Source organism: Parabacteroides vesiculifaciens (assembly GCF_049860805.1).
Lineage (GTDB): Bacteria > Bacteroidota > Bacteroidia > Bacteroidales > Tannerellaceae > Parabacteroides.
The window spans coordinates 3969767-3983665 of record NZ_CP187555.1 but is presented as its reverse complement, the minus strand read 5'-3'; the positions used below and the strand labels follow the sequence as shown (position 1 = coordinate 3983665).

Genomic DNA, 13899 nt, shown 5'->3' with positions numbered 1-13899 from the left:
ATGTCATTTATCACGAACATACGATCTGTAGCCAAATACGAAAGCAAGATATTGGTGAGAAGCTGGTTTTTCCGCATCTTCACCCTGCTTGCCGCGTTTATTTTAGGCATTTTGAGCTTTAGCCTGTTGCTGGCGGAAGATTCCGGAGGTTTTTGGTTTGGGAAAGCAATCCCGTCCAATATACCTTATCTGATTTTGTTGCTGTTGAACACGGGGCAGGCGGTGGTCGCCGTCTTCCTTTCTTCCGAATTTCTGAAAAGGGACAAGAAGCTCGATACATCCGAGGTCTTTTATGTCCGGCCGCTCAGCAATGCCGAGTATGTGATCGGGAAGATATGGGGGAACCTCAGGGTGTTCTTGCTCCTGAACCTGCTGATATTGGCGATTGTGCTGGCTTTCAACTTTATGGCTTCCGGCATAGCCGTCGATTTGCAGGCCTATGCAGTGTATTTCTTTCTGATCAGCCTGCCGACGCTGATCTTTATTATCGGCCTTTCCATCTTCCTGATGCTGGTGTTGAGGAACCAGGCGCTTACCTTTATCCTGCTGTTAGGGTATATCGGGCTGACGTTGTTTTATATACAGGATAAGTTCTATTACCTGTTCGATTATATGGTGTATAACCTGCCGTTGTTCAAATCGACGATTGTCGGGTTCAGTAGCCTGGAGTTGATCTTGAACCACCGGGCGATCTATTTCTTTGCCGGTCTGGGCTTCATCTTTTTTACGATCTTCCTGTTCAAGCGGTTGCCGAATGCCAGAAGGAGCCATTATCCGTGGCTGTTCCTTTCGCTCTGCATGTTCTTGCTGGCAGGGACGGCGGGTTACCGGCATGTGCGTTCGATTCTCAGGGAGGGGGAGATGCGCGCTTTGTACACAAGCATCAACAATAAATATGTCCATGTGCCGAAGATGGTGATCGACCGGTACGATATTTCGGTGGAGCAGAAGCCCGAAACGATCCGTTCTGTTGTCGGGATGAAGGGGACGGCTCTTGCCGCATCGGAGGTGTTTACCTTCTGCCTGAACCCGGGGTTGAAAGTCGGGGAGGTGAAGGAAGGGGAGAAGCCGCTGGATTTTAAACGGGAAGAACAGATTCTGGTGGTGGATTTCGGGAGGAAGATAGAGGAGGGGGACACCGTCTCGTTCTCGGTCGGCTACGAGGGGCGGATAAAGGATGATTTCTGCTATCTGGATATCCCGGCGGAGGTCTTGCAGCAGCCGTATGACAAGGAGATGCTCAAGCTCGATAAGAAATATAGTTTCCAGACACCCGACTATGTGCTGTTTACGCCCGAAACCTACTGGTATCCGCGTCCCGGAACGGGATATAGCGACAAGAGCCCCGACTGGCAGCAGACCTATTTCAGCCGCTTCGAGCTGGATGTGAAGCCGCTTCCCGGACTGGTTTCCGTTTCGCAGTCGGCAAACAATCCCTATCAGTCCATCTCCCTGATTATCGGGAAGTACGAACAGAAGAGCGTGGAAAGCGACAGTACGCTCTATAGCGTCTGGCATATAAAAGGACACGATTATTACGAGGCGGCGTTCGATTCGATCCGCGATACGATTCCCGGGTTGATCCGCAACCTGCGGGAGAATCTCGAACGCACGTATAAGTTGAGCTACCCCTTCGACCGCTTTTCAGTGGTGGAGGTCCCGGCGCAGTTCTACAGCTACGTCCGTTCCTGGTCGCAGGCGCAGGAAGTGGTGCAGCCGGAAATGGTCCTTTTCCCCGAACTGGGCTGTATGTTCAATCAGATGGACTTTGTCAAGCAGAAGAAAAACCAGTTGAAGTGGTCGAAGCGGGGAGGGCGTGAGATCAGCGAGGAGGAGGCGGAGATCCGGGTGATGAACAGCTTCCTGTGGATTTTCTCGCAGACGGAGGGCAACTATAACTACTCTTCCGGCAGCCGGGGCAAGTTCAATATATCCTCCCGGAGCAATCCGTATTTCCTGTTTCCCGAGCTCTATAACTTCCGGTATAATATCTATTCTTCCGAATGGCCTGTTACGAACCGGCTGGTCGAACTGTATCTGCAAAAGAAATCCGATAATAACGGATGGGAACGTGAGATAAACGGGATCAGCAATAACGAGAAGGCGAACCTGCTGATGGAGAAGCATTCGTTTAAGGAGCTTTTGTCCGATGTGGAACACCGCGACTTGCTGAATAACACGATCAGCCTGAAAGGGTATTGCCTGTTTGCTCCTGCCGAAGTGAAGATGGGAGTGAGCCTGTTCCGGGATTCCCTGTATGCCCTGCTGGAACGGAACGAATTTCGTAATATGCGCTTCGAGACGCTGTTAGATACGTTAGGGATGATCAGCGGGTCCGATATCCGTGCGGGTATTTCCGGGTGGGACCGTCCGACGCCTCTTCCTTTCTATACGATCGGGCAGCCTGAAGTGACCAAGATCACGAACAAGGGACAGGAGAGCTTTGTGCTGAAACAATTAGTCAGCAATAATTCGGATCACGACGGTATGCTCCAACTCGATATACAGGCTGGAGGCTACGGCCCGGATATCGATCCGCGTACGAGCCGTAAACTGCCTCTTGCCGCCCACCAGACCAAGCTGCTTGTGACGGTATGGGAGGAAGCGCCCCGCCAGGTGGATGTGAATACGCTGATAGCCGGTAACCTGCCGAATATCCTGAACCTGCCGATTACCAACATCCGGGAAGAACGGGAGAGGGCGGTCGATGCCGAAGGCGATTTCATCGTTGCTGACTTTTCTCCCGAAGCGGAAGGGGAGGTGATCGTAGACAATGAAGATCCCCTTTTTTCCCTGTCCGAGCCGGCTGTCGTCGGGCTTTTGCCCAAGTGGCTCGACAAGGTGGAAGATACCTCATTCAAGTATGCCGGTGTCTCTCCCTGGCGTGCCCCGTTGCAGTGGACGGCCACGACGAATGCGGCCTACTACGGCCGCTATATCCGGTCCGCCTATGTGATCAAGAGCGGCAACGGCAGCCAGACGGCGACTTGGAAAATTCCGGTCCCTTCTGCCGGGCAATACGATGTTTACTACTATGTTTCCAAAGACAATGAACTGAAATATAATAAGCAGGCCGGCGGGGAATATCACTTTAAGGTGGAGTATGATGAGGAAAACGAAGACGCTTATATAGACCTGAAAAGAGCGAATGAAGGTTGGGAGCCTATAGGCGCCTACTACTTCAGCCCCGACACGGTCCGGATCACCCTGACGAACGAGTGCAAGCTCCGGAGCGTGACGGCCGATGCGGTCAAAATAGTAAAACGATATGAATAGAATTAGATACATGATACGAAGAGAATTACTATCCATGAAAAAAATAATGCTGATGGCCGCCGTCTGCCTGGGACTGTCCGTCCCGTCGTACGGGCAAGTCTCGCTGACGATCGATAAGGCGATGGACATAGCGGAAGAACACAGTCCTTCCCTGCGCCGTTCCCACATGAACCTGGAACGTTATCAGCAGAACCTGGTTGCGCAGCGGGCTTCCTTGAAGTCGAAGTTCTCGTTGAACCTCAATCCGGTGGATTACAGCAAGAGCCGCAGTTTCGACAACCGCCTGTCTCAGTGGTACACGAACGAGCGGTTCAGTACTACCGGAACGTTCCAGGTGGATCAGCCGATCTTGTGGACGGATGGTGTCCTCTCGTTGATCAACCGCTTCGGCTGGCAGGATAACAACTCCAATATCGACGGGACGAAGACCAGCAACAAGGCGTTCAGCAACGACCTCTACCTCCAACTCTCGCAGCCCATTTTTACCTATAACAAGCGTAAGATGGAACTGCAACAGATCGAATACGATTATGAGAATGCCAACATCAGCTACGCCCTGCAACGGCTCAGTACGGAAAAGGATATTACCCAGCAGTTCTATTCCGTTTATATGGCACAAAGCCAGTTGGCCATTACCCGGGAGGAACTGACCAATGCCCAGCAAAGCTATGAGATCATCAAGAATAAGGTGGAAGCCGACCTGGCTGCCCGCGATGAGTTGTTCCAGGCGGAAGTGAACCTCGCCTCCGCCCGCTCTTCCTTAGAAGAACAGCAGGTATCACTTGAAAACTCGAAAGACCAGTTGAAGCAGACGTTGGGGATGGACCTGAACGAAGACATCATAGTCTTTGCCGAAGTGCAGATCAAGCCGGTGGAAGTGAATCTGGAAAAGGCGATCCGGCACGGCCTCGAATCGCGCCTGGAACTGCGTCAGCGGGAGATCGAGAGCAAAGAACTGGCTTTCGACATGATCAAGACAAAGGCTCTGAACGAGTTCAAGGGAGATATTGCCCTCTCCTTCGGCTTGATCGGTGATAACCGCCACTTGGAGCAGATCTATAATAACCCGACACAGAACCCGCGTGTCGCCATCAGCTTCAGTGTCCCGATCTTTGATTGGGGGGAAAAGAAAGCCCGTGTCAAAGCGCAGGAAGTAGCCCGGAAGATCAACCAGTTGGAGTTCCATGAAGACAAAGTCAACATCGAACTGAACATTCGTCAGACCTGGCGCAGCTTAGAAAATCTGCTTTCGCAGATCAAGATAGCCGAGCAGAACGTTGCAAATGCACAGCGTACCTATGACCTGAACCTGACCCGTTACCGGGAGGGGGATATCACCGGTATGGACATGAACCAGTTCCAGACCCAGCTTTCCAATAAAAAGATCGCCTATACGCAGGCGCTTATCAATTATAAGATCGAATTGTTGAACCTCAAGATACTTTCCCTCTACGACTTCGAGCACGATGTGCCTATTGTCCCGATGGAAGATTTAGTAACGAAAAAGTAGTACGATATGAAATATACAATGACTTCTCTCATGTTGTTTGTCCTGTTGGCGACCGGTTGCAATAACCAGCCGCAGAATACGCAGAACGATATTGCTACGCCCGTGTCGGTGGTGGAGTTGAAAAAAGGCTCTATCAGCAAATTAGTCAATACGACCGGGACGGCACAGCCGACCTACGGGGTGACGCTCAACTCCGAAATGAGCGGCCTCTATAAACTGCAAACCAATCCCCGTACAGGCAAGCCTTTTAAACTGGGTGATATCGTATCCAAAGGACAACTGATCGTCCGCCTGGAAGACCGGGAATACGAAAACGGCATCGCTATCGATGCTAAAGAATTGAGTCTCGAAATAGCCGAACAGGAACAAGTGAAGCAGAAAGCCCTCTATGAGAAAGGTGGTGTGACGCTTAGCGAAATGCGTAATACGGAAGTGAAAGTGACGAATGCCCGCTACGACTACGAGAACGGTAAGCTCAATTTGGAGAAGATGAATATCAAAGCACCTTTCGACGGTGTGATCGTGGACCTACCCCACTATACGTCCGATGTCCGCATCGAACAGGGGAAACCGGTAGTCGGCATCATGGACTATGCCCGCATGTATATGGATATCAACCTGCCGGAAAGCGCTATCGGGTATGTGAAGGCGGATCAGCCGGTCTATATTACCCATTATACGCTCCCCGAAGACACGATCCGGGGAGTGATCAGCGAACTGTCGCCCGCCATCAGTTCCGAAACCCGTACCTTCAAAGGGAAGATACTGATCCAGAACGATGGGTTGAAGCTTCGTCCCGGTATGTTTGTCAAAGCCGATATCGTGGTGAACAAGGCGGACAGCGCCATCATCATCCCGAAAGATGTGATCCAGTCCAACCGCCGTGTCAAATACGTGTATATCGTCGAGAAGAACACCGCCCTGCTCCGCGAGCTCAAGACCGGGCTGGAAGACGACAAGAACATCCAGGTGCTGGAAGGCTTGAAGGAGAACGATAACTTAGTGGTGAAAGGCTTCGAGACATTGAAGGAGAATGCAAAGGTAAAAGTCCAGAAATGAAAAGTATCATCAAATTTGCGGTAAGCAATCCGGTTACGATCTGTATGCTGGTACTGGCGATCCTGCTGTTGGGCAAGATCTCCTATGATCAGTTGGCAGTCGACCTGTTGCCCGACCTGAATAACCCCCGCCTCTTTATCGAGCTGAAGGCGGGTGAACGTCCGCCGGAAGAAATAGAGAAGCAGTTTGTCAAGAACATGGAGTCGATGGCGATCCGGCAGAGCGACGTCACGCAGGTTTCGTCCGTGATCCGTGCCGGCTCCGCCCGCATCACGGTCGAGTATGCCTGGAAGAAAGATATGGACGAGGCGTTTCTTGACTTGCAGAAAGCCATGAACCCTTTTGCCCAGAACAAGGACATCACCGAGCTCAAGATCACGCAGCACGATCCGAACCAGTCCCCCGTCGTCCTGATCGGGCTTTCGCATCGCAGCATTACCGATATGGCGGAGCTCCGGAAGGTGGCGGAGAGTTATATCCGTAACGAGTTGATCCGCCTGGAAGGTGTTGCCGACGTCACGCTGTCGGGCGACGAGGTCAGTACCCTGACGATCCGTACGGACCCCTACAAACTGGATGCCTTTCAGTTGACGATCAATGATATTTCCTCTAAGATAGAGGCGAACAACCAAAGCATATCCGGCGGTCGCGTCAGCGAGCTGGGTCTGCAATACTTGGTCAAGAGTTCGAGCCTGTTTGCAACGGAGAGCGATTTTGAGAACCTTATTGTCGGTTACAAGCCGGTTACGGCCGAGGCAAGCGGAACGGCTGCTTCGGGGGCTTCCGGTGCGTCTGTTTCATCGACGGACAAAGCCCCGATCTTCCTGAGCGAGGTCGCCACCGTCAGCTTCGAGAATGCCCGCCCGGAAAATATTGTCCGCATCAATGGCGAGCGCAGCATCGGGCTGTCCGTCTACAAGGAGATGCGTTTCAATACGGTGAAGGTGGTCGATGGCGTGATCCGCCAGTTGGCGGTTATCGAGCAGGCGTTGCCCGGCTACCGTTTTCAGGTGATCACGAACCAGGGGACCTTTATCAAGAATGCGATCGGAGAGGTGAAGAGCAGCGCCGTCTTAGGGATTATCCTTGCGGTGGTGATCCTGTTCGTCTTCCTTCGCCGCTTAGGGACGACGTTGATCGTCAGTCTGGCTATCCCGATTTCCATTATCGCTACATTCAATCTGATGTTCTTCAATCATCTTACGCTGAATATCATGACGCTCGGCGGTCTGGCCCTCGGAGCCGGGATGTTGGTGGATAATGCCATCGTGGTGATCGAAAGCATCTTCCGTAACCAGGAGAAAGGCCTGACGATACGTGAGGCCGCCATTACGGGAACATCCGAAGTGGCCGGTGCGGTCATTGCCTCGACGCTGACGACGATCGTCGTTTTCCTGCCGATCGTCTACCTGCATGGCGCCTCCGGTGAATTGTTTAAGGACCAGGCCTGGACGGTGACATTCTCGCTGGTATCGTCGCTGTTTGTGGCGATATTGGTGATCCCGATGCTGTACGACCGGATTACCGGGCGCCGGGATGGGGGCGACGGTGTTGGTGACGGTGTTGGCGACGGTGGTAGAGACGCACGGCCGTGCGTCTCTACGGTGAAAACCACGAAAACCACAAAAACAACCGGCATCCGGATTGCTGGCTACAGCCCTGTGTTGCATACCCTGTTACACCGCCGTTGGGTGGTGATCGGATGTGCCTTGATGTTGATGGTGTTAGCCGGATTGCTCGTTCCCTTTATCGGTACGGAGTTTATGCCGCGTGCCGAAAGCAAGGCCTTCTCTGCCGTCATCAAGTTGCCGGAGGGGACTCCGCTGGAACGTACCGCCTCGGCTGTCGGGAATTTGGAGGAACTGATGCACACCATTTCGCAAGATTCCCTGTGTACGATCTACAGCCACGTCGGGCCAGGCAGCGGTTCGGAGAATGATATATTCGAAGGAGAGAACACGGCAGTCATGAAAGTGATCCTTTCGCCCTCCTGCCCGGTTCCGCCCGAAGAGGTGATGGCACAGTTCGTCCGGGCCACCGAAAACACCGAAGGCCTGGAGGTCACCTTGAAACAGGAAGAGAACTCCCTCAGCTCCCTTTTGGGCAGCGAAGGAGCCCCTATCGTGGTCGAGGTGAAAGGGGAGGAATTAGACGAGATCAGCGCTATCTCCGGTGAAGTAATGGAACGGATAACCGGTATTCCCGGAATTTATAACATCCGGTCGTCCGTCGAAGACGGTGCTCCGGAGGTAACGATCTCCGTCGACCGTACGGTAGCCGGCATCCATAATGTCAGCGTCTCGACCGTTATCGAACAGTTGAAACAACAGCTCGGCGGCCTCGAATCCGGGAAGATGGAGTACAGGGGGGAGATGCGGGACATCCTGATCAAGGTTCCCGATATCACCTTGCACGACCTCGGCGGCCTGGTCATACGTAGCGGTGAGAAGGAGTTCCGTTTGCAGGAGATCGCCACGATCACCCATTCGCAGGCTCCGAAAGAGATTTTCCGCCGCGGACAGAACCGCATCAGCAAGGTGACGGCCAACCTCGGTGCAGGCTATTCGCTCGACAAGGTGGCGGACGATATACGCCTTGCCGTGAAAGATATCGATTTGCCTGCCAACTATTCGATTACCGTCACCGGCGAAGAAGAGAAGCGCCAGGAGTCCATGAACAGCCTGCTGTTCGCCCTCGCCCTCTCGGTCGTCCTGGTCTATATGGTGCTCGCCTCGCAGTTCGAGTCGCTGCTGCATCCCTTCACGATCCTGCTGACGATCCCGCTGGCGGTGGTAGGAGCGATCCTGCTGTTCTTCCTGACGGGGACGACGATCAACATGATGGGAGTGATCGGTATCGTGATGCTGGTCGGTATCGCGGTGAACAACTCGATTATCTTAGTCGACCGTATCAACCAGTTGAAACAGTCCGGAATGGAACTGACGGATGCTATCGTGGAATCCGGCCAGCAACGTATCCGCCCGATCCTGATGACGACGCTCACGACGATCCTTGCCCTCCTGCCGATGACGTTCGGTTTCGGTGAAGGCGCCTCACTCCGTTCACCTATGGCGATCGCGGTGATCGGCGGGTTGGTGACTTCGACAGTCATGAGTCTGATGGTCATCCCGTGTGTATATTATGTATTTGAAAAAATGAAAAGGGGAAGATGAATTTTTTACTACATAGGAAGATTGCGATCTGTATGCTGTTCATTGCTCTTACGGGCTTGGGCTACGTGTCGTACAAGCAGTTGCCGGTCGAGCTGTTGCCCAATGCGGAGCTTCCGATGCTGTTCGTGCAAGTCTCGTCGGCACAGGATATGGACCCGTCGTATGTGGAGTCGGAGGTCGTGATCCCCCTCGAAGGAGCCATCGGGACCATCGGCGGGGTGGAGCAGATCGAGTCCCAGATCGACAGCCGCCAGTCTTCCATCAAGATCGATTTCAAGCCGAATGTGAATTTCAAGATCACCGCCCTGAAGCTACAGGAGAAGATCAACGAAACGGCCTCCACGCTTCCCGAAGGCTTCACGGTGCAGGTGCAGAAGATCGACGTCTCGATGCTTACCGGCGGCTTCATGTCGCTCCAGGTGCGCGGGTCGGGCGGTACGGACCGTGTGCGTAACTTAGTGGAGAAAGAGATACGGCCCGACCTGGAAAACATCGACGGGATCGCCTCGGTCAACGTTTACGGCGGCCGTGAGAAAGCCATCGAGGTGCAGCTCGACCCCGATGCCTGCAAAGCCCTCGACCTGACTCCCTCCGCTATCGGCGGCCTCCTGACGCAGAACACCGAGGAGAAGGCTTTCGTCGGCTATGCCAGCGAACCGGACGGGAAATACTTCGTGCATGTCAACTCGCCTTATACCGAAGTCTCCGACCTCGAAAACATCGTCGTCGCCCCCGGTCCCGTCCTGCTGAAAGACATCGCCACCATCTTTTTCGATATGAAGGAGGAGACGAGCTACAGCCGTGTCAACGGCAAGGATGCCGTTTCCGTCTCCCTGCTTGCCGACTCGCAAGCCAACCTGATCCGTCTCTCCCACCGTACGGTCGAGGTGGTCGACCGCCTGAACGAACAGCTTGCCCCGCTCGACCTCTCGATCGTGGTCGAGAACAACCAGGCGCAGACGATGGAGGACAATATCGACCAGATCATCCACCTGGCGATCGTCGGCGGATTGCTTGCCGTCGTCATCCTTTGGCTTTTCCTGAAGAACTTCCGGTTGGTGTTCTTTATCGCCCTGTCCATCCCCATCTCCGTCTATACGGCTTTCAATTTCTTCTACGGGGCGGGGATTACGGTCAACAGCCTTACGCTGGTCGGCATGGCGCTGGCGATCGGTATGCTGCTGGACAATAGCGTGGTGGTCCTGGAGAACATCTACCGCCTTTCCGCCGCCGGCCACACGCCCGAACGCTCCGTGACGCAAGGCACGCGTGAAGTCTGGCGCTCCATCCTCGCCGCCACCCTGACGACGGTCACGGTCTTCCTGCCCTTCGTCTTCTCCGATAATTTCCTGATCAAGCTGATGGGCCACCATATCGGCGTCTCCATCATCTCGACCCTCTTGATCTCCCTTGCCGTCGCGCTCCTTTTCATCCCGATGGCCACCTATACGGTGTTGAGGAGGACTACCTTGTCCCCGCGCTTGACGCGAGGAAGCAAAAAGACAGGCAGTCTCAATGGTTTCCGTAAATGGTTCGAGCCGTTGCGACCCCGCGTCAAACGGGGGGGCAAGGATACTGTCTTCTACGAAAAAGTCTCTGTCACGCAGCGTCCGGTGCAGATCTATCTCGTGCTCCTGAAGACCTGTATGCGGAATCCGAGAGTGACGATCTTCGGGGCTGTCATCCTGCTCTTCCTCTCCCTCATCCTCTCCATCTCCCTGAATATCCAAGACCGGAAAGAGGTGGAGAGCGACCGTTTCAGCATCTATGTGACGATGCCGACCGGCAGTACCTTGGAAAATGCCGACCAGGTCGTCCACGTCATCGAGGAACGCCTCGCCGAGTTTCCGGAGAAGCAAGACCTGATCAGCCGCATCCGCGAGACGGATGCCGAGCTGACGCTTGTCCTCAAAGAAGATTACCGCCGGATCGGGAAACGCAGCATCTCGGATATCAAGTCCGACGTGCAAGGCCGCCTCCGCACCGTCAACGGCGCCGAGATATCCCTCTCCGAAGCCGGAGGGGGTGGAGGCCGGGGCGGAGCTTTCGGAGGTGGAAGCGGCACGTCCGGCATGGGCGGCTTTATGCGCCTCTTGGGTATTGGCGATAACCGCGAACGGATCGTGATCAAAGGCTCCGACTTCGACCTCATGCAGCGTGTGGCGGAGGATTTTCGCTATTACTTGGACGAGCAGGAATTCATCCGCAATACCCGTGTCTCCTACAACCGCCGGCAACCGGAGATCCGCCTCGGCTTCGATCCGATCCTGCTGACCTCCTACGACATCTCCCGCCAGAATATCGCCTCCGGCCTCACCTCGCTCAATCCTGAGATTTCGTCCGGGAGCTCTTTCAAGGTGGGGGAAGATACCTACGACATCATCATCCGCAACCGGACGAACCGGACGGAAGAAGAGGAGGAGGCGGACAAGAACCGCGACAGGACGGTCGACGACCTGCGCGAAGTGCGCATACCGAGCGCTTCCGGCGGACTGCACAGGCTGGAGGATATCGCCTCCGTCAACTATGGCCGCGGACGTGCCCGCATCACCCGCGTGAACCAGGACAAGCAGATCGAACTGTTTTACTCCTTTTCGCGTGACGTCGAAGAGTCGAAGGACCTCCTCGAAGGCTACCGGTCGGATATCGACCAGTTGGTGTCGGGCTATAACCTGCCTTCGGGCGTGGCGGTCGAGGTGTTTCACGAGGAAGATATGTTTGCCGACTTCAAGTTCCTGCTGTTAGCGGCGTTTATCCTGATCTTTATGATACTGGCCTCGGTGTTCGAGTCCCTGACGACGCCGTTCGTCCTGCTGTTCTCCATCCCGCTGGCGGCGATCGGTTCGCTGCTGGCGTTGCTGCTGACGGGCAATAGCCTGCTGAACAATGCGAACGTGATGATCGGGTTCCTGATCCTTTTGGGGGTGGTGGTCAACAACGGCATTATCCTGATCGACTATGCCAACATTCTCCGCCGGCGCGGGTATCGCCGCAACAGGGCGTTGATGACGGCGGGGCTGTCGCGTATCCGTCCGATCCTGATTACCTCCATCACGACGATCGTAGCCATGTTTCCGATGGCGATGGGTAACTCGGAGTATGCCGGGGCTATCGGTGCGCCGTTTGCCATCACCGTGATCGGCGGCCTTTCCTTCTCGGCATTGCTGACACTGATCCTGATCCCTACCGTTTGCATGGGATTGGAAAACACGTTGCAATGGTACAGAGGGCTGTCCTCGAAAGTGTGGGTGCTGCACGGGCTGCTCTTTGTGGCGGGCGCCGGCTGTATCTGGCTTTACGGCGGCAGCCTCTTGTGGCAGTCGGTCTATGGGGTGCTGCTGCTGGCCGGTATTCCGGGTGTGACCTATTTCATGCAGGCAAGCCTCCGTCGGGCCCGTTCGAAGGTGATCGATCCGGAGGCGGACATCCATATATCCGTCCGCAACTTGGTGAAGATATACGACTGGCCGGGACGCGTCAGCCGCCAGTGGCGGAGCGGCCTGCTGATCCGCCGACGGTTGGGTTTGGAGAAAAAAGCGCGGGAACGGGGGTTCTTTATGGAATTGGGCTGGCAGTTCGCCCTGCTGGGCTTCGGCGTCTGGTTTACCTGGTTCTTTGTCGGGAACAGGCAGTGGGTCTTCCTTCTTTCCTTTGCGGTCTATGCCGCTGCACTCTACCTGTGGCGCAAGGTACGTGAATACCTGTATGTCCGGTTTGTAGGGAGCCGGACGGTGAAGTATGCCAACCGGATCATCTTCTGGGGACTTCCTCCGCTGATCCTCTTCGGCCTGTTCCGCAGGTTAGACAACCCGAACCTGGTAGGGACGGTCGGAGTGCTGTGGGCGTTCTGCATAGCCGTCTATGTGACTTCCGGCTATCTGTATGAGAAGGAGGTCAATATCGAGCGTGTGAAGGGGCGTTTCGCCGGGCTGCGCCGCTCGTGGTTCCGCATGGTGAAAGGCATCCCGCTGATCGGGAAACGCCGCCGGCCGTTCAAGGCGCTCCGGGGCGTGTCGTTTGAGATCCGTACGGGTATGTTCGGCCTCTTGGGACCGAACGGGGCGGGCAAGTCCACCCTGATGCGTATCATCTGCGGCATCCTCGAACAGAGCTACGGCAGTATCTGGATCAACGGGCTCGACACGCGCGTCTACCGGGAGGAGTTGCAGAGCCTGATCGGTTTCCTGCCGCAGGAGTTCGGGACGTACGAGAATATGTCGTCCTGGGAATTTCTCGACTACCAGGCGATCCTGAAGGGCCTTGTCGACCCCGCTGTGCGTCGTGAACGGTTGGAATATGTCCTTCAAGCCGTCCACATGTCCGAGCGCAAGGACGAGAAGATAGGCTCCTTCTCCGGGGGGATGAAACAGCGTATCGGCATCGCCCTGATCCTGCTGCACCTGCCTCGTATCTTGGTGGTGGACGAGCCGACTGCCGGGCTGGACCCGCGCGAACGCATCCGCTTCCGCAACCTGCTGGTGGAGCTGAGCAAGGACCGCATCGTGATCTTCTCCACTCATATCATCGAAGATATATCCAGTTCGTGCAGCCAGGTGGTCGTGATCGACAAAGGCAGCCTGAAGTATTTCGGCGATCCGGTCGATATGGTCGGCATGGCAGCCGCAAAAGTCTGGCTGTTCGACATAGATAAAACAGAATTTGAACAAGCTTTGGATAAGTCCCGGATCGTCAACCATATCCAGAAAGACGACCGCATCCGCGTCCGTTACCTCTCTACCGCCTCCCCGCATGACGGGGCGGTACAGGTGGAACCGAACTTGGAGGATGCTTATCTTTGCTTGTTGAAAGGAATTTAAGAATTTATGATTTATGATTTATCATCGACGCATAAATCATAAATCTCAAATCATAAATCTCAAA

Annotated in this window: 5 protein-coding genes; all 5 read left to right on the top strand. The window is 54.7% G+C overall.

What is annotated here, in order from left to right; translation table 11 throughout:
- From ACPYIV_RS15915 to ACPYIV_RS15895, 5 genes are read left to right on the top strand one after another with little or no spacing between them, the layout of a single operon-like run.
- Positions 1 to 3276 carry a xanthan lyase gene (locus ACPYIV_RS15915; protein ID WP_425883977.1) on the top strand — a complete coding sequence of 1092 codons (3276 nt, stop codon included), beginning with the start codon at positions 1 to 3 and terminating at the stop codon, positions 3274 to 3276.
- 34 nt (positions 3277 to 3310) lie between these two features.
- Positions 3311 to 4786 carry a TolC family protein gene (locus tag ACPYIV_RS15910; protein ID WP_370648509.1) on the top strand — a complete coding sequence of 492 codons (1476 nt, stop codon included), beginning with the start codon at positions 3311 to 3313 and terminating at the stop codon, positions 4784 to 4786.
- A 6-nt stretch (positions 4787 to 4792) separates the two neighbouring features.
- Positions 4793 to 5845 carry an efflux RND transporter periplasmic adaptor subunit gene (locus ACPYIV_RS15905; RefSeq protein ID WP_293738775.1) on the top strand — a complete coding sequence of 351 codons (1053 nt, stop codon included), beginning with the start codon at positions 4793 to 4795 and terminating at the stop codon, positions 5843 to 5845.
- Positions 5842 to 9018: an efflux RND transporter permease subunit gene (locus tag ACPYIV_RS15900; RefSeq protein ID WP_293733149.1), complete on the top strand. Its 3177-nt coding sequence runs from the start codon at positions 5842 to 5844 to the stop codon at positions 9016 to 9018. The genes ACPYIV_RS15905 and ACPYIV_RS15900 overlap by 4 nt, the downstream gene beginning before the upstream one ends.
- A complete protein-coding gene (locus tag ACPYIV_RS15895) occupies positions 9015 to 13835 on the top strand; it encodes an efflux RND transporter permease subunit (RefSeq protein WP_425883975.1) in 4821 nt (1606 codons plus the stop codon). Before ACPYIV_RS15900 ends, ACPYIV_RS15895 begins: the two co-directional genes overlap by 4 nt.
- Positions 13836 to 13899: the final 64 nt, after the last annotated feature.